At 65.9% G+C, this 15,977-nt stretch carries 12 protein-coding genes; 7 read left to right on the forward strand and 5 right to left on the reverse strand.

Annotated elements, in window-relative coordinates; genetic code table 11:
* Positions 1 to 341 precede the first annotated feature (341 nt).
* Positions 342 to 1,268, forward strand: coding sequence for an alpha/beta fold hydrolase (locus MSPGM_RS19235; protein ID WP_043766492.1), 927 nt, complete (start codon positions 342 to 344; stop codon positions 1,266 to 1,268).
* Here MSPGM_RS19235 and MSPGM_RS19240 read toward each other — a convergent pair.
* Complete coding sequence (locus MSPGM_RS19240) at positions 1,247 to 2,116, reverse strand: LysR family transcriptional regulator (RefSeq protein WP_015857292.1); 870 nt, start codon at positions 2,114 to 2,116, stop codon at positions 1,247 to 1,249. The genes MSPGM_RS19235 and MSPGM_RS19240 overlap by 22 nt on opposite strands.
* Positions 2,117 to 2,213: 97 nt before the next feature.
* Here MSPGM_RS19240 and MSPGM_RS19245 point away from each other — a divergent pair, with 97 nt between their 5' ends.
* The 6 genes from MSPGM_RS19245 to MSPGM_RS19270 all read left to right on the forward strand — a co-directional run bounded on the left by MSPGM_RS19245 (position 2,214) and on the right by MSPGM_RS19270 (position 9,213).
* Complete coding sequence (locus MSPGM_RS19245; protein WP_003598496.1) at positions 2,214 to 2,432, forward strand: hypothetical protein; 219 nt, start codon at positions 2,214 to 2,216, stop codon at positions 2,430 to 2,432.
* 147 nt (positions 2,433 to 2,579) lie between these two features.
* The gene (locus MSPGM_RS19250; RefSeq protein WP_012255020.1) at positions 2,580 to 3,287 is read left to right on the forward strand and encodes a YoaK family protein; all 708 of its coding nucleotides are present in this window, start codon (positions 2,580 to 2,582) and stop codon (positions 3,285 to 3,287) included.
* A gap of 446 nt (positions 3,288 to 3,733) precedes the next feature.
* A complete protein-coding gene (locus MSPGM_RS19255; protein ID WP_003598500.1) occupies positions 3,734 to 4,537 on the forward strand; it encodes a GAF domain-containing protein in 804 nt (267 codons plus the stop codon).
* 130 nt (positions 4,538 to 4,667) lie between these two features.
* Complete coding sequence (locus MSPGM_RS19260; protein ID WP_003598501.1) at positions 4,668 to 6,365, forward strand: PAS domain-containing methyl-accepting chemotaxis protein; 1,698 nt, start codon at positions 4,668 to 4,670, stop codon at positions 6,363 to 6,365.
* 334 nt (positions 6,366 to 6,699) lie between these two features.
* Positions 6,700 to 8,190: a Do family serine endopeptidase gene (locus tag MSPGM_RS19265; protein ID WP_003598503.1), complete on the forward strand. Its 1,491-nt coding sequence runs from the start codon at positions 6,700 to 6,702 to the stop codon at positions 8,188 to 8,190.
* A 663-nt stretch (positions 8,191 to 8,853) separates the two neighbouring features.
* The gene (locus tag MSPGM_RS19270) at positions 8,854 to 9,213 is read left to right on the forward strand and encodes an acid-activated periplasmic chaperone HdeA (RefSeq protein WP_003598505.1); all 360 of its coding nucleotides are present in this window, start codon (positions 8,854 to 8,856) and stop codon (positions 9,211 to 9,213) included.
* Between the two features lie 346 nt (positions 9,214 to 9,559).
* Here MSPGM_RS19270 and MSPGM_RS19275 read toward each other — a convergent pair whose 3' ends face one another.
* The 4 genes from MSPGM_RS19275 to MSPGM_RS19290 form a co-directional block, all read right to left on the reverse strand.
* Entirely contained in the window at positions 9,560 to 9,748 is a 189-nt protein-coding gene (locus MSPGM_RS19275; RefSeq protein WP_015857295.1) for a hypothetical protein, read from the reverse strand.
* A gap of 57 nt (positions 9,749 to 9,805) precedes the next feature.
* Entirely contained in the window at positions 9,806 to 11,173 is a 1,368-nt protein-coding gene (gene clcA / locus MSPGM_RS19280; RefSeq protein ID WP_190273108.1) for a H(+)/Cl(-) exchange transporter ClcA, read from the reverse strand.
* A gap of 128 nt (positions 11,174 to 11,301) precedes the next feature.
* Positions 11,302 to 14,433 (reverse strand): efflux RND transporter permease subunit, encoded by a 3,132-nt coding sequence (locus MSPGM_RS19285; RefSeq protein ID WP_015857296.1) that lies wholly within the window; start codon positions 14,431 to 14,433, stop codon positions 11,302 to 11,304.
* A 131-nt stretch (positions 14,434 to 14,564) separates the two neighbouring features.
* Positions 14,565 to 15,875, reverse strand: coding sequence for an efflux RND transporter periplasmic adaptor subunit (locus MSPGM_RS19290; protein WP_003598509.1), 1,311 nt, complete (start codon positions 15,873 to 15,875; stop codon positions 14,565 to 14,567).
* Positions 15,876 to 15,977: the final 102 nt, after the last annotated feature.

The raw sequence follows: 15,977 nt of genomic DNA on the forward strand, positions 1-15,977 counted from the left end.
ACCAAGCCGATCGTCGAGATCATGGGAGCATGCCGGCGCTGACAATCATGGGCGGGCCATTTTTCAGCAATGACTTGAATCAAACATCATGGTGAACACGGCTTCACAGCTTTGCTTCTCCCGGCAGCTTCGGGGTGATTTCGCCACCCTTCAGGTTTGAAACGCTCGGAGGCATTGGGGATGGCAATGCGTCCCGTTTGCCGACGCCGCCCGCTCCTTGGCCTTGACGGACGGCTGGAAGCTGGGCCCTCCGAAACAATCTCTTGAGCCGTTGCGTTTCGCGGGGCTGGTTCTTCTCGGCGCTTCGTTCGAGAGCGGCTTTGGCTGAAACGGGAAGTTGCGTGCCCCTGCGGTGGATCGTTGTGACGGCTGGCGCAATCCTGGTTCGTCTGGCCCTGGTGAACTCCCTGGCTCGACGGCGTGCCAGGGGAGAGCAAAGCCAACGTCCGGGCCGGCTCGCGGCAAGGCACACCCGCGTCAACGGCCGAACGATGCATGCCCGTGTCTCGGTCGATCCCGTACCCGATGACAGCCTGCCCGTGATCCTGGTCCACGGGCTCGGGATGTCGAGCTGCTACATGATCCCGCTCGCGCGGCAACTCGCCCCTTACCGCCGGGTCTACGCGCCTGACCTGCCCGGCTTCGGCTTGAGTGAGAAGCCTCGCCGCGTGCTCACGGTTCGCGAGCTGGCCGATGCGCTGGCGGCCTGGATGGACGCGATCGGGATCGATCGCGCGGCCTTTATCGGCAATTCGCTCGGCTGCGAGGTGCTGGTCGAATTGGCCCTCGTTCACCCGCAGCGCGTCGACCGCCTTGTCCTGCAGGGGCCGACGCCGGACCCGGAATCGTGCGGCCTCGTCCGGCAAATGGTCGGCTTCTTTGCCATTGCACCGTTCGAGCGCTGGTCGCTCGCTTGGGTGGCGCTCGCCGACTATGCCCGTGGTGGGATCAAGCGTTACATCCTGACCTTACGCAGCATGGTCGGCAACCGCATCGGAGAAAAGGTCCTCCGAGTCACGCAGCCGACGCTCGTGGTTTGGGGCACGCGTGACTACATCGTCCCTTATGCATTTGTGACGAGCCTTGCAGCGGCCCTGCCTCGCGGCCGTCTTGCTGTCATCCCGGGCGCCGCCCATGGGATCAACTACTCGCATCCGAAGGCCTTTGTTTCGGTCTTACTTCCATTTCTCCTTGCCACCGGCCATCGCCCTAGGGACGTGCGGCGCGAGGCTCGGCATCGAGAGCCTCACCCTTCGGGAACGGCTTGAAGCTCCGCCGTGCTTGCGAGGATCGCCTCCTGTAACGCCGTCGCGGCGGGATGCTGTCGGCCCGAGCCGAGCACCACGAACTCGACCTCACCGATCGGCGGCAATCCGGCCGTCTCAGGGATCGGAGCCAGTCCCGGTGGCGTCACCTGGGCCGAGTGCGGCGCGATGCCCAGACCGGCTTCGACGGCGGCGCGCAACCCCATCAGGCTGCCGCTGGTGCAGGCGATCCGCCAGGAACGCCCCGCCGCTTCGAGGGCATCGAGCGCCAGGGTGCGCGTGATCGAGGGCGGCGGATAGAGGACCAAGGGCAGGGGCAACGCCGGATCGGGGACGAAGCCGGGCCGGCCCACCCAGATCAGCTCTTCCGCCCAGGCCAATTCACCGCGCGGATCGCCGCGTCGGCGCTTGCAGAAGATCACGTCCAGTTCGCCCGCATCGTAGCCCTGATAGAGGGCCCGGCTGAGACCGACCGTCAGCTGCAGATCGACGGAAGGGTGGCCATCCGCGAAACGCGCCAGAACCTGGGCCAGGGTCGACAGCGTATAGTCTTCGGAGACGCCGAGGCGGATGCGGCCGCGCAGGCCGCCCGGCGAGAAGAAGGCGCGCAGCCGATCGTGCGCCTCCAGCACGTCGCGCGCAAAGCCGATCATGGCTTGACCGTCCGGCGTCAGGGCGACCCGATGCGTGTCCCGCATGAGGAGGGAGCGGCCCAGCGCCTGTTCCAGCCGCGCGATATGCCCGCTGACCGTGGATTGCTGCAGGCCGAGGGTCTGCGCAGCGGCCGTGAAGCTGCCGCTTTCAAGGACGGCCAGGAAGGAGCGGATCTGGTCGACATTGAGGTTGCTCATCACGGTTCGTGATAGCCGATATCCTTACCGCTCGGGAGCCCGGTGGGCTTAGGGTCCAGGCCGAACCCGATTCGCAGCACCATCGCCGAGCCGCTCAGTGACCGCTCCCGTTGCCATCGCCATGATCTTCCTCGGCGGCTTCGTCGCAATCCCGGCATCCGGCCGATGGGCGCATCAGGTCACGGAAGCGCTCGCCTTCCTTCTTGCGACCGTCGTGCTGGTCATTGTGGTCATGCTCCTTTGCAAGACTTGGCCGGACTACTACGCCAGCCCACAGATTCCGGCGGCCATGACGGAAACGCCACTCGACGACTAGAGCGCTTTCCGACGAAGCGGCCGCCGGTTCGGCAAAAGAAAGCGCGTTGAAACAAAGGCCGTGAGGCGCCGGCCTGATGCAAATCAGGTCGGATGCGGCTTGAGCGCAGGGTGCCGCCTCCGCTGCCTACAAACCAGGGAAAGTCTCGTGAAGCCGCAGATCACGGATGGCGGCACATCCGCTGGAACCGCCCTTGCCTTCGTCGCCGGCTTCGTCGATGCCGCGGCTTTCATCGCGCTGACAGGCCTGTTCACGGCCCATGTCACCGGAAATTTCGTCCTGATCGGTGCTGAATTGGTCGCGAGCTCGACCGGCGTGCTGGCGAAGCTTCTGGCTCTGCCCGTTTTCATGGCGGCCGTGGCGGGGGCCCGTGTCCTTGCGCTGCTCCTGCAGCGGCGGGATGCCGATCCGCTGCCTTGGCTGCTCGCCGTTGAGGCCGTTCTCCTCGCGGGTTTCGGCTTGTGCGGGTCGCTATGGGCGCCACTCGATGCGCCGGACGGTGCCCCGGCGCTGATCGTCGGCATGCTCGCTGTCGCGGCCATGGGCGTGCAGAACGCGATCGGTCGCCTCTCCCTCGGCCATCTCGCTCCGACCACGGTGATGACGGTGAGCGTCAGTCAAGCGGTCATCGATGCCATGGATCTTGCCCTGAGAACGTCGGGGAACCCGGCTCAGACGCGCGCGCGGCTGCTGCGGGTGTTGCCGGCCATCGTGACCTTCGCCGCGGGCGCTCTGTGCGGCGCCTTCGGGATCGCCCATCTGGCCTTCGGCTGTATCACGCTGCCGATTATGATCTTGATCGGCTTGATCGTCCTTGTGGCGATGACGCCCGCCGAAGCGAACGCCACGACGTGAGCGACGCCGGAGATGGGCTCACGCGATAAAGCGGCCACGACGATTGTAGGCTCGAACGCCCAATCTTGAGCGATACGGCTCGAAGACGCGGCGGGCATGACAAGACGATCCTTGCATTTTGCGCAATCGATCTTGGCGTTGACCGCTCCGCATCGCTGCCATGCAGCCCCAGGCGTCACTGAGCCAAGACGCTCAACCTACAACGGTCCGCTCTTCGTCGGCGTGGGATATCGTTCCCGCGCCGATCAGACCCATTCTCCGTTGTACGTCGCGGCCTTGATTCAAAGCCGCCTGTCAGAGCGCTTTCCGACGAAGTGGACGCCGGTTCGGCGAAAGAAAGCGCAGTGAAACAAAGACCGAGAGACGCCGGCCTGATGCAATGGGGTCGGCGTCTCTAGAGCGGATCGGCTGTGCAAGCGATGACCAGAACAGCACTGACATGGCCCATGCCGCCGGGCCAGAGCGAAAGCCGGCGGCTTGCCGCCTTGCATCGCTTGCAGCTGCTCGACACACCACCGGATCCAGCCTTCGACCGCATCACTCAGCTGGCCCAGACCCTCTTCGATGTCCCGATCGCGCTGATTTCCCTGCTCGATGAGGACCGACAATGGTTCAAGGCCAAGTGCGGCCTGCACGTCTCGGGCACGCCGCGGGAACAGGCCTTCTGCAACTATACGATCCTGCACGACAGCGTGTTCGTGGTTCCCGATGCGCGCGCCCATGCCGATTTCGCCCTGAATCCGCTCGTGACCGGGGAGCCCTTCATCCGCTTCTATGCGGGTGCGCCCCTCATCGTCGCACCGGGGACAAGGATCGGCTCGCTCTGCCTCATCGACAGGAAATTGCGCGCCTTCAACGAAGAAGACAGCCAGTTGTTAGCCCGATTGGCGCAGGTGGTTACAGATGAAATCTGGTTGAGAACCCTTGCATCCGGGCAAAACGGGGTCTTCCCACATTTCGCACAGGGTAGGCCGCGTACCGAAACGCCATCCCTGATCACAGGCCTGCAGGTTCGTGCGGCCAGGGCGATGCTCGGCTGGTCCATCGACGAGCTGAGCCTGAAAACTGGCCTCTCACCGAATACCATCAAACGAATGGAGGCGGATGAGCAAAGCCGCCCAAGTAGCCCGTCCACGACAGTAAAAATCAAGGAGGCTCTGGAAGGCGAAGGGATTGTATTTCTCGGGCATGATGCGGCCGATCCCGGCGTACAACTTGTGAGAAAAATCAGTAACAACAAAGATCAATAGGTCGTTTAACGAGTTTTTAGGACCTGATTGCCCATCTTGTCCAACGGCAGACCGCCTGGCGGCAGTGCGGCGCTCCCGTCCTCCAAAGGGGCGCGGTTCAATCGAACAATGCCGCCTCTGGGATGGATGCATGTCGCTGTTCTTTCGCGGCGATCATGCCGTGTTGCACGCTTTCGGTCGTGCGCATGGCATGGTGGAGCTCACGCCGGCTGGCACCGTCTTGAGTGCCAATGCGTGCTATCTCGACTGGCTTGGGTATAGCTTCGACGAATTGCAGGGCCACACACTGGATGTCGTCCGGGACCCGTACGAGGCGACCCGCGCGGAGCAGCAGGAACTCTGGGCGGCGGTGACCCGAGGCGAGTCCCGGACCGCGTGCTCTCGGCATCTCACCAAGCAGCGCAACGCGATCTGGCTGCAGGTCAGCTACTGCCCGGTGCTCGACCGTACCGGTCGGGTGAGCAAAATCGTTCTCCTCGCGGTCGATGTCACGGCACAGCAGCAGAGCAGCGCCGATCACGCGGCGGTCCTTGAGGCCATCAGCTGCTCGCGCGCCACAATCGAGTTTGCCCTGGATGGCACCATCCTCATGGCCAATACCGGCTTCCTCGACGCTGTCGGCTACAAGCTGGAAGAGGTGCAGGGCCGGCACCACAGCCTGTTTGTCGCTCCGGCAGAACGTGAAAGCCAAGCCTATCGCGCGTTCTGGGCGGCTCTGGCGCGCGGCGAGTTCCAGCGCGCCGAGTACAAGCGCATCGGCAAGGATGGACGGGAGATTTGGCTGCAGGCCATCTACAATCCGGTTCGCGACAGCCAGGGCAACCCGTACAAGGTCGTGAAGTTCGCGACCGACATCACTCAGGACAAGCTGCACCGGGCCGACGTGGCAGGGCAGATCGCGGCCATCAACCGGTCACAGGGCGTCATCCATTTCGACATGGATGGCACCATCCTCGACGCCAACGAGAACTTCCTGAGCGTTGTCGGCTATCGGCTGGACGAGGTCCGCGGCCAGCACCATCGGACCTTTGTCGAGCCGTCTCAGGTCCAGTCAGCGGAGTACCTGCAGCTGTGGGAGGCCTTGCGGCGGGGTGAGTACCGGGCAGGCGTGTTCAAGCGCCTCGGCAGGGGCGGGCGGGCGGTCTGGATCCAGGCGAGCTATAACCCGATCTTCGATGCGGACGGCAAGCCGTTCAAGGTCGTGAAGTACGCCACCGACATCACGGCCAAAACGGCGGCCCAGCACGCGGCGACCGGCGCCTCAAGCCAGACGCTGATGAACGTGCAGACCGTTGCCTCGGCTGCGGAGGAGCTGAGTGCTTCGATCGGTGACATCGCCCAGAGCCTGGCCCGCTCGCGCTCCGAAGTGGACGCCATCCACGATCAGACCGTCGTGGCAGACCGCTCCACAGCGAAGCTGAAGGACGCCGCCGCGGCGATGAACGGCGTCGTCCAACTCATCCAGGGCGTTGGTCAGCAGATCAATCTTCTGGCCCTCAATGCGACGATCGAGGCGGCGCGGGCGGGAGAGGCCGGACGCGGTTTTGCTGTGGTGGCCGGCGAGGTGAAGAACCTGTCGAACCAAGTGACCCAGGCGACGACGCGGATTGCACAGGACATCCATGGGATGCAGGGAATCGCGGAAGACGCGGTGGGTGCCCTGCTCTCGATCGTGCAGGCGATCGGATCGGTACGGGAGACGGTGACCGGCATCGCCTCGGCCGTCGATGAGCAAAACGCCATCACCCAGGAGATCTCGTCCAGCATGCAGACGGCCGCACACGGTGTCGGCGAGATCAACACCAGTTTGCAGGCTCTCACGGGCTGAGAGGCTCGGCGCCGCGCGGTCGCGATGGGATCCGCCCAGGCGTGGTCCGCGCTGATGTACAGCCTGCGGGCCAGCGTGCCGGGCCAGGGTCACCCGCATGGAAAGCGGGCCAGCGGGTAGAATTCAAGTCATTCCTCTCGTGAGGGGAGCCAATTCGTCTCAAATCTTCTGACGGCGAATAGACGACGCCGCATGGGGTCGAGCTGCGACTTGTTTGATCAAATGATCGGAGGGCACAACCTACACTTTCGTTCATTGTCTCATAGTCCGGCGTCCGGCCGCGTTCCGGCGCGGTCGGGCGGCAGGCTCCTGTGATTGATGTTCGGAGACTTCCATGCCCCTGACTGTCTGCCGCCGCCCCATCGCCTCCGTCGCCGCAGCCGCCCTCGTCGCGGGCGGCGCGGCCGGGTTCGGCTTGGCCGGGCCCATGACCCCGGCTTACGCCCAGGCCCTGCCGAAGACCCCGATCGAGGCGCCCGATCAGCCGCCAGGCTCGTTCGCCAACGTCGTCGACAAGGTGAAGCCGGGTGTCGTCGCCGTGAAGGTGAAGCTCGACGACAGCGCCGACGATGACGACGACAGCGCGGGCGGCCCGAACATGCAGCAGGTGCCGCCGCAACTGCGCGAGTTCTTCAAGCGCTTCGGCCAGGGTGGGCCGGGCGGTCGTGGCATGCGGCCGCGGGGCGGGGTCGGCTCCGGCTTCATCATCTCGGCGGACGGCTACGTGGTGACCAACAACCACGTCGTCGACAAGGCCAAGACCGTGCAGGTCACGCTCGACGACGGCCGCACCCTCGACGCCAAAGTGATCGGCAAGGACTCCAAGACCGACATCGCCCTCCTGAAGATCACCGAGAGCGGCAGCTACCCCTACGTCCAGTTCGGCAAGGGCGCCCCGCGCGTCGGCGACTGGGTCTTGGCCATCGGCAACCCGTTCGGCCTCGGCGGTACGGTGACGGTGGGCATCGTCTCCGCCCGCGGTCGTGACATCGGCGCCGGCCCCTACGACGACTTCCTTCAGATCGACGCGCCGATCAACAAGGGCAATTCCGGCGGCCCGACCTTCAACGTCAACGGTGAGGTCGTGGGCGTGAACACGGCGATCGCCTCGCCGTCCGGCGGCTCGGTCGGCCTCGGCTTCGCGATCCCCGCCGAGACGGTGCAGACGGTGGTCGATCAGCTCCGCACCGACGGCAAGGTGGTGCGCGGTTATCTCGGCGTGCAGGTCCAGCCGGTGACGAAGGACATCGCCGAGGGGCTCGGCCTCGACAAGGCCAAGGGCGCGCTCGTCAATGACGCCGAGAGCGGCACGCCGGCGGCCAAGGCCGGCCTGAAATCGGGCGACGTAATCGAATCGGTCAACGGCGTGCCCGTGAACAACGCTCGCGATCTGTCGCGGCTGATCGCCGGCCTCAAGCCCGGCACCGAGGTGAAGCTCGCCTATCTGCGGGGCGGCAAAAGCGAGGTGGCCACCGTCGAACTCGGCACGTTGCCGGGCGATAGTAAGGTGACGCGGCGCGGCGACGACGCGCCGAGCGGTCAGGCCCGGCTCGGCCTGAGCCTGGCCCCTGCCAGCGAGACCGGCCTCGGCGACGAGGGCGTGGCGGTGATGGATGTCGATCCCGACGGCCCGGCCGCGGCCAGGGGCATCTCCCAGGGCGACGTGATCCTGGATGTCGCAGGCACCAGCGTCTCGAAGCCCTCCGAGGTGCAGGCACAGATCCGCGCTGCCGAGTCGAGCGGCCGCAAGGCGGTGCTGATGCGGGTGAAGAGCGCCAGGGGCCAAACCCGCTTCATCGCCGTCCCCCTGACCAAGGAGGGCTGATCCGCCCCGGATCGCCCGCTTCGGCGGCGTCCGCCTCGATGCCGAAAGCATTGCGGGCGATCGGGAGCGTGCCGTGCCGGCCCAACCCGTCATCGGGTAAGTATACCGATGCTCACGGGGCGCTCCTGCCGGCAGAGCGAGGCTATCCTGCGCCCAAGCCGGATCGGCGATCGGATCGCTCTTGCCATGCAATCCGGCGCGGTTCGTATCTTTTAAGTTGCAACCGCCCGGAACCTCGCTGAGCGACGGCCGTTCAATCTATAGTTGGAACGTCAGTTTTCGACCGTATGATCCTACCGGTCATACCTAACATAAGCAGACCTCCTCATCTTCGTGATTGGCCCGGCTGACCCTGCTGATTTGGTTTCCGGGCCTCAATCAACAAACAAGCCGATCTTCAAGCTGCATCAAATCATAAGTCATCATCATTTGACGTTGGCGCGACCGGCGATCGGCCCGTCGCACTGAGATCTGTTGGCCAGCTAGAGCCGTATCCGACCTGACGGCATCAGGCCGGCGTCTCTCGGTCTTTGTTTCAACGCGCTTTCTCTCGCCGAACCGGCGTCCACTTCGTCGGAAAGCGCTCTAGGTCGCCGAACTTCGGCATTCTGAGGTTCGACGAGATGCGGTCGATGGCATCAAGCTAAGGCAAAGGAGCTCATCATGCGTACAGGATCTTCGAAGACTTACCTGCTGTCTGCCATTGCGGTCGTCTTATCCGCCGGTCTCGTTCAGGCCGAAACCTCCAGCGGGAAGAGCACCGACAAGAATCAAGAAAAACTGGCGAGCAAGCCCCTCGAGAAAGTCACCTGCGAGGAGTTCAACGGGTTCGAAGACACGTTCAAACCGAAAGTCGTCGCATGGGCCGCAGGCTACAAACAGGGCCAGAAGAAGCCTGATGTGGTGGCGATCGATATTGCTGGGGTTGAGAAGGTCACGCCCTTGGTCGCTGAAGAGTGCAGGAAGGCGCCGACCGCTTCCCTATGGTCGAAGATCGATGGTGAGCTGAAGAAGATATTCTGATGCAGATCGGACTGCATCATTGAATGACCTCGCCGAACACGTGCTTCGGCAGCACTCGGCCGTCCATCACTCGGCCGATCGACCAGCTTCATCCCTTCCGCAGCTGGTCGAGCGCTGATTTCAGGGACCAATTTCGGCGCGCTCGAGACTCAGACCTGTCCTGTCCGGGCAACCGGACCGGCAGGCCTCGGACAGGGCCGAATGCGAGGGTCCACGGGGACCAGAGGAGCCGAGGATGAAGCGCGGTTCGAACGAGCCTCCTTCTGTCGTTTCAGTGTTGTCCGAAGAGCCGCACAGGTCGGCAAGCGCGATGGAGGTTCGCTCATGATGAAGCGATGGATCATCATCACTGCGGCACTTGCGACCAGCACGGTGACGCTCGCGCAGCCCCTTCCGCCACCGCCTCCGCCCGGCCCTCCGCCGCCGCCGTTGGTTTTGCCGCCTCCGCCGCCTCCGCCTCTGCCACCTCCGCCGCCTCCGCCGGTATTGCCCCTGCCGCCCCCACCGCCTCCGCCACCACCACCACCGCCCCCACCCGTATGACGTTGCGGCTGAGAGCCTTCAGCGATCGCCTCGCAGGCCTTAAGGCGGTTCAGTGGGTCGCACGATCCCGATCGGCAGCCAGACCGATATCCGAGCCCTTGACCGGCACCCTGCCGGCCTGGGCAAGGGCGCGCTCCAGCATCTGTCCATAAATCGGACGGCCGCCGAGCCATTGGGCCACAAGGCTGGCCGTGAGGCAGGCCGTCAGCATGGGCAGGACGAGCGCGTAGGCGGTCGTGAGTTCAAGCACCAAGACCACGCCCACGGCCGGTGCGTGCACCGTCGCGCTGAAGAGCGCGGCCATCGCCACGATGCCGAAGGAGACCGGCGTCACCCCGAGGCCGGACAAGACCTCGGGGAACACCATCTGCGCGAGCAGGCCGAAGGCCAGACCGATGCAGGTTGCAAGCGACAGGATCGGCGCGAAAATGCCCCCCGGCGTGCCGACGGAGTAACAGACAACCGACGTGAACAGCCGGGTGATCGCCAGCATCAGCAGCACGCCCGCACTCGGGGTCAGAACGGCGATCTGTGAAATCACCTGCTCTCCGCCCGTCGCGGTGCGCGGCGCGAGGATCAGCAGGGCGCCCACGAGCAATCCGACCAGGGCAGGCCACACATACGGGGCGCGCTTCTGCCATGCGGCGGCGAGGTCCAGCATCGCCAGGATGCATCGATTGAAGAGCACGCCCACCGCACCCAGGATGATGCCCAGCACGGCGAAGGCCGGCAACGAAGCCAGCGCCGCTGCCCCGGCCGACAGCGGCAGGTCCGGCCGCGCGCCCGAGATCATCTGGGTCACCGCGGTTCCGGTGATCGCCGCGGCGAACACCCCCATGTAGTTCCGGAAGCTGTAGGGGAACTGCTTGCGCGTTTCCTCGATGACGAACAGCACGGCCGCCATCGGGGCATTGAAGGCGCAGGCGAGACCCGCCCCCGCGCCGGCCGCCAGCAGAGCCCGCCGATCGACGTCCCTCACCCGGAACATTTCCGAGGCCGCGAGCGCCGCCGAGCCGCCCATGTGAATGGTCGGCCCCTCGCGGCCAAGAACCAGGCCCGAGCCGATCGCCGCGATGCCGGCGATGAACTTCACCGGCAGCACGCGCTCCCAGCGCACATGCCGGATGCCGGCGATGGCCCCCTCGATTTCCGGAACCCCGCTCCCGCTCGCTTCCGGGGCGAAGCGCCGGGTGATGAACACGGCAAAGACCGTGGCCGCCATGGTGATGGCGGCGCTCGCCGCGACCAACCGCCAACCGGCGGTCTGGCCGGCCAGCCATGTCGGCCAATCGATGATCCTGTCGATGGCGAGGTGGAAGAGGCCGCCGAACACACCCGTGAGGGCACCGGTGATCAGGGCCACGGCGACGAAGCGTGCCTGCTGCCAGGGCGGCGCGGGTTGATCTGCCGGCTTCATCATCGCCCCTTCCTCTCGCTGATCGCCGGCAAACCCTGGACTTCACGCGGTCCATCCCCGGAACGGATGTCTCGGTGGGACACGCCGAAGTCCCGCGGGGGCGGTTTCGGGGGCGCCCGGACCACCGGTCAGGCGGGCTGATCCTGCCCCGTCTTCCCCTTGCTCACGCGCTCGCGCAGGGTCTGGACCGTGACGTAGAGCATCGGCACGAGGAAGATGCCGATCGAACTGGCCGCGATCATCCCGCCGAAGACCGCCGTTCCGACGTCGCGACGGCTGATCTGGGCCGCGCCGGTGGCGATCACGAGGGGGACAAGGCCGAGGATGAAGGCGATGGAGGTCATCATCACGGCGCGGAACCGCTGCTCGGCGCCGCGGATCGCGGCCTCCTGGATCGGCACGCCGGCCTCCCGCTGGTCCTTCGCGAACTCGACGATCAGGATGCCGTTCTTGGCCGCAAGCGCGATCAGCACCACGAGGCCGATCTCGCTGTAGAGATCGAGCGAAAGGCCGGCGAGCTTGACGGCCAGGTAGGAGCCGAAGGCGCCGACCACGACGGACAGCAGGACCGGAATGGGGATCGTCCAGCTCTCGTAGAGGGCAACGAGGAACAGGTAGGCGAACAGGAAGGCGAGGCCGAGCACGATCCAGGTCTGCCCGGAGGCCTGCTGCTCCTGATAGGCGGTCCCGGTCCACTCGTAGCTGTAGCCCTCCGGCAGGGTCCGGTCCGAGATCTGCTCCATCGCGGCCATCGCGGCGCCGGAAGAGATGCCGGGCGCCGGGCTGCCGTTCACGCTCACGGCGCGGAAGTTGTTGTAGCGCGTGAGCACCTGCGGTCCGAGCACGATGCGCTCGCTCGCGACCGAACGCACCGGCACCATCTGGCCCGAGGCGCCGCGGACATAGATGTTCCAGATGTCGCGAATGTCGCCCCGGTTGTCCGCCTCGCCCTCCACATTCACCTGCCAGGTGCGGCCGTAGAGGTTGAAATTGTTGACGTAGACCCCGCCGAGCGTGGCCTGGAGCGAACTGAAGACGTCGCTCATCGCCAGCCCGAGCACCTGTGCCTTGGTGCGGTCGATGTCGAGGAAGATCGAGGGATTCGACGCCGTGAAGGTGGAGAAGACGCGGGCGAGCCGCGGGTCGCGGTTCGCCGCCGCGACGAGCCCGCGCACGACCGCGTCGGTCGCGGCCGGGTCCTGGCCCTCTCGCGCCTCGAGCACGTATTCGAAGCCGCCGCTCGTCGAGAGTCCAACGATCGGCGGAAGGTTGAAGGGCAGGACCGTTGCCTGCCCGATCGTCGCGGCCGCCGCGTAAGCGCGCCCGATCAGGGCCCCGGCGGATTCCGCCGCGCTTCGGCGATCGGCGAAGGGTTTGAGCTGCGCCACCAGGAACGCGGAATTCGGCTCGGCCGCCCCGTCCAGAAGCGAGAAGCCGACGATCGCAAGCACCTGATTGACGCCGGGCATGTCCTTCAGGAGCCGCTCGACCTCCGCTGCGACCGCGCTCGTGCGGGCCACCGAGGCGCCGTCGGGCAGTTGGACCGAGACGAAGAAGGCGCCCTGATCCTCCTCCGGGAGGAAGCCGGCGGGCGTGATCCGCGAGAGGCCGAAGATGCCGCCCGCGAACAGGAGAACCAGCACGAGCGAGAGCGCGGACACGCGGACGAGGCGGCGGACGCCCCCGGCATAGCGGTCCCGCACCCAGTCGATTCCGTTGAGCACCCGGCCCATGATGCCCCGCCGCGCACGCGTGGGACGCAGGAATACCCCGCAGAGCGCGGGCGAAAGGGTCAGCGCGTTGATCGCCGAGATCAGCATCGCGGCGCTGATCGTGACGGCGAATTGCCGGAACAGCGTTCCCGACACGCCTGGGATGAAGGCGATCGGAACGAAGACGGACAGGAGGACGAGCGTGATGGCGATGATGGGGGCCGTGATCTGCGTCATGGCGAGCTTCGTCGCCTCGGCCGGCGACAGCTCCGGATGCTCCTCCATCACCCGCTCGACATTCTCGACGACGACGATGGCGTCGTCGACCACGATGCCGATGGCGAGCACCATCGCCAGGAGCGACACGGTGTTGGCCGAGTAGCCGAGCACGTAGAGCACCGCGAAGGTGCCGATGAGGCTCACCGGCACGGCGATGGCGGGGATCACCGTCGCCCGCAGATTCCCGAGGAACAGAAACACGACGAGGACGACGAGGACGAAGGCCTCGGCCAGCGTCCGCAGCACCTCGGAGATGGTGTCCTTCACGAAGGTCGTGGAATCGTGCACGACCACGTATCGCAAGCCTGCCGGGAAGCGCGCCGAGAGCTTCTCCAGGGTTGCTTTGACGGCGCTCGCGGTCCGCACCGCGTTGGCGCCGGGCACGAGATAGATGGCGACGGGGACGCCGGGGCGGCCGTCGAGCCGGGATTCGCTGTCGAAGCTCTGTGCGCTGAGTTCCACTCGGGCGACGTCGCGGATGCGCACCACGGAGCCGTCGGAATTCGTCCGCAAGACGATCGCGCCGAACTGTGCCGGCGTCGACAAGCGACCCTGCGTCTGCACGTTCATCTGGATCTGCTGCTCGTTTGTGATCGGCGGCGCGCCGATGCGGCCGACCGGCGCCTGAACGCTTTGCGCCCGGATGGCATCCACCACGTCCGACGGCGCGAGAGTCAGGCTCGTCAGGCGATCCGTGTCGAACCAGATGCGCATCGAGTAGTTCATCCGCGCGAACAGGTTGGCCTGGCCCACTCCGGCCGTGCGCGAAATTTCGTCGAGCACGTTGATGATGGCGTAGTTCGTGATGAAGAGCGGGTCCTGCGCGCCCGTCTCGCTGTAGAGGACGGCAAACAGCAGGATCGCAGACGACTTCTTCTGCACCTTGAGCCCCTGCAGCTGCACCTCGGACGGGAGCTGCGACAAGGCCGACTGGACGCGGTTATTGACGCTGACCGTGTTGATATCCGGGTCGGAGCCGAGGTCGAAACTCACCGCCAGGCTGTAGCTGCCGTCATTGGCACTCGTGGACTTCATGTAGATCATGCGGTCGACGCCGATGACCTGCGCCTCGAGCGGCTGGGCGACGCTCGCCTCGACGACCTCGGCAGAGGCCCCCGGATACATTCCCGACACGCTGACCTGCGGCGGCACGATGTCGGGAAACTGCGCGACCGGGATCCGGAGCAGCGCCAGCCCCCCGGCGATCGTGATGATCAGCGCGATGACGATCGCGAGCCGGGGGCGGTCCACGAAGATGGATGAGATCATGACGCGCCTCGGGCTCGGCCGCCTGGGACAAACGAAGTGCGATCCGGGACGAGGGGCCGCGGAGCGGGACAGGGGACGGGGCAAGGGAGCCGGAAAGGGGGGCGGAAAGGGGGGCGGCGTCCCATGCTGCGCTAGCGCCGGCTATTCGGGCTGCCGCTCGCGCTCGGACCGGCGCCACTGGCGGCTCCGGTCGGAGCGTGTCCGGCCGGCGGCGAAACGGACGCAGCCGGCCCTGCGCGGTCCGCGTTCACGGCCGAATTCCGCATCATCCTCTGCAGAATGGCGTCGGCGGGTTTGGGCGAAACCGTCTCGCCCGCGCGGACCCGCTGCAAGCCTTCGGCGATGACCTGCTCTCCGACCTTGAGGCCGCTCGTCACCGCCGCGAGCGTCGTGCTCGACTGGCCAAGCTGAATCCGACGCTCCTCGGCCTTATTCCCCGGCCCGATCACGTAGACGTAGCTGCCCCGCTGGTCGGCCAGGACGGCAGCGCGGGGAATCGCGACCACCTCGACCGGCTCGACGCCCTCGAGGAACACGGTCACGAACTCGCCATCCGTGAGTTCACGAAGGGTGAGCAAGCTGCGGGTTTGACCGAAGATCGGAGGGTTCGGCAGCACGCCGCGAAGCAGGATCGTGTCCGTATTCGTCGCGATGGTGTTGTTGACGAAATCGAGCGTCCCGGTGTGATCGTAGAAGCGGCCGTCCGGGAGTTGTGCCCGGATCAGGACGGCGCCGAATCCGCCCGTCGGCCCATAGCGCGCTCTCAGATTGATCGCTTCACGGACCGGCACCGGAAACGTCACGAACATCGGGTCCTGGCTGATGATCGTCGTCAGCACCCCGGAGCCCGGCCCGACGACGTTGCCGATCGTCAGGGACGTGCGCCCGATCTGGCCCGCAATCGGCGCGCGGATCTCCGTGTAGCCGAGATTGATCTGCGCCGTGTCGAGCTGGGCTTGTGCGCCTTGGAGCTGCGCCTCCAAGGCCCGCTCGTTCGCGAGGGCCGCGTCGTAGGTCGATTGCTGCCCGGCCGGCCCGCCGAGCAGGGTTCGGGCGCGCTGCGTCGTCAGACGCGCGTTCTCCAATTGCGCTTCGACCTGCGCAATCTGCGCCTTCTGCGCGGCCACGACCGCCTGGAACGGGCCCTGCTCGAGAAGGTAGAGGAGCGCTCCTTCCTCGACATCCGTGCCCTCGACGAAAAGCCGCTTCTCGATGAACGCCGTCACCCGGGCGACGATGTCGACGCGCTGCTTCGCCTCGATGCGTCCGATGAACTGCTCCGTCTGGGTGATCGGCTCCTTGCGCGCGGCGATGATGCCGACGACGGGGGGGCCCGTCGGCTCGGCCTGCGCGAACGCCGTCGAAATGGCGGGCGGGCACGCGGCGGAGAGCGTTGCGGCGGCCACCCAGACCCGGAGCGTGAACATGCGGGTCATCGTCATGTCCGCCTCCGGGGGTTTGACGCGCTTTCTTTCGACGAACCGGTGAGCACTTCGCCGGAATGCGCTCTAGAACGACGGCTTATTGCCGATGCATTTGCATCG

Source organism: Methylorubrum sp. GM97 (genome assembly GCF_024347855.1).
GTDB classification, from domain to species: domain Bacteria; phylum Pseudomonadota; class Alphaproteobacteria; order Rhizobiales; family Beijerinckiaceae; genus Methylobacterium; species Methylobacterium extorquens.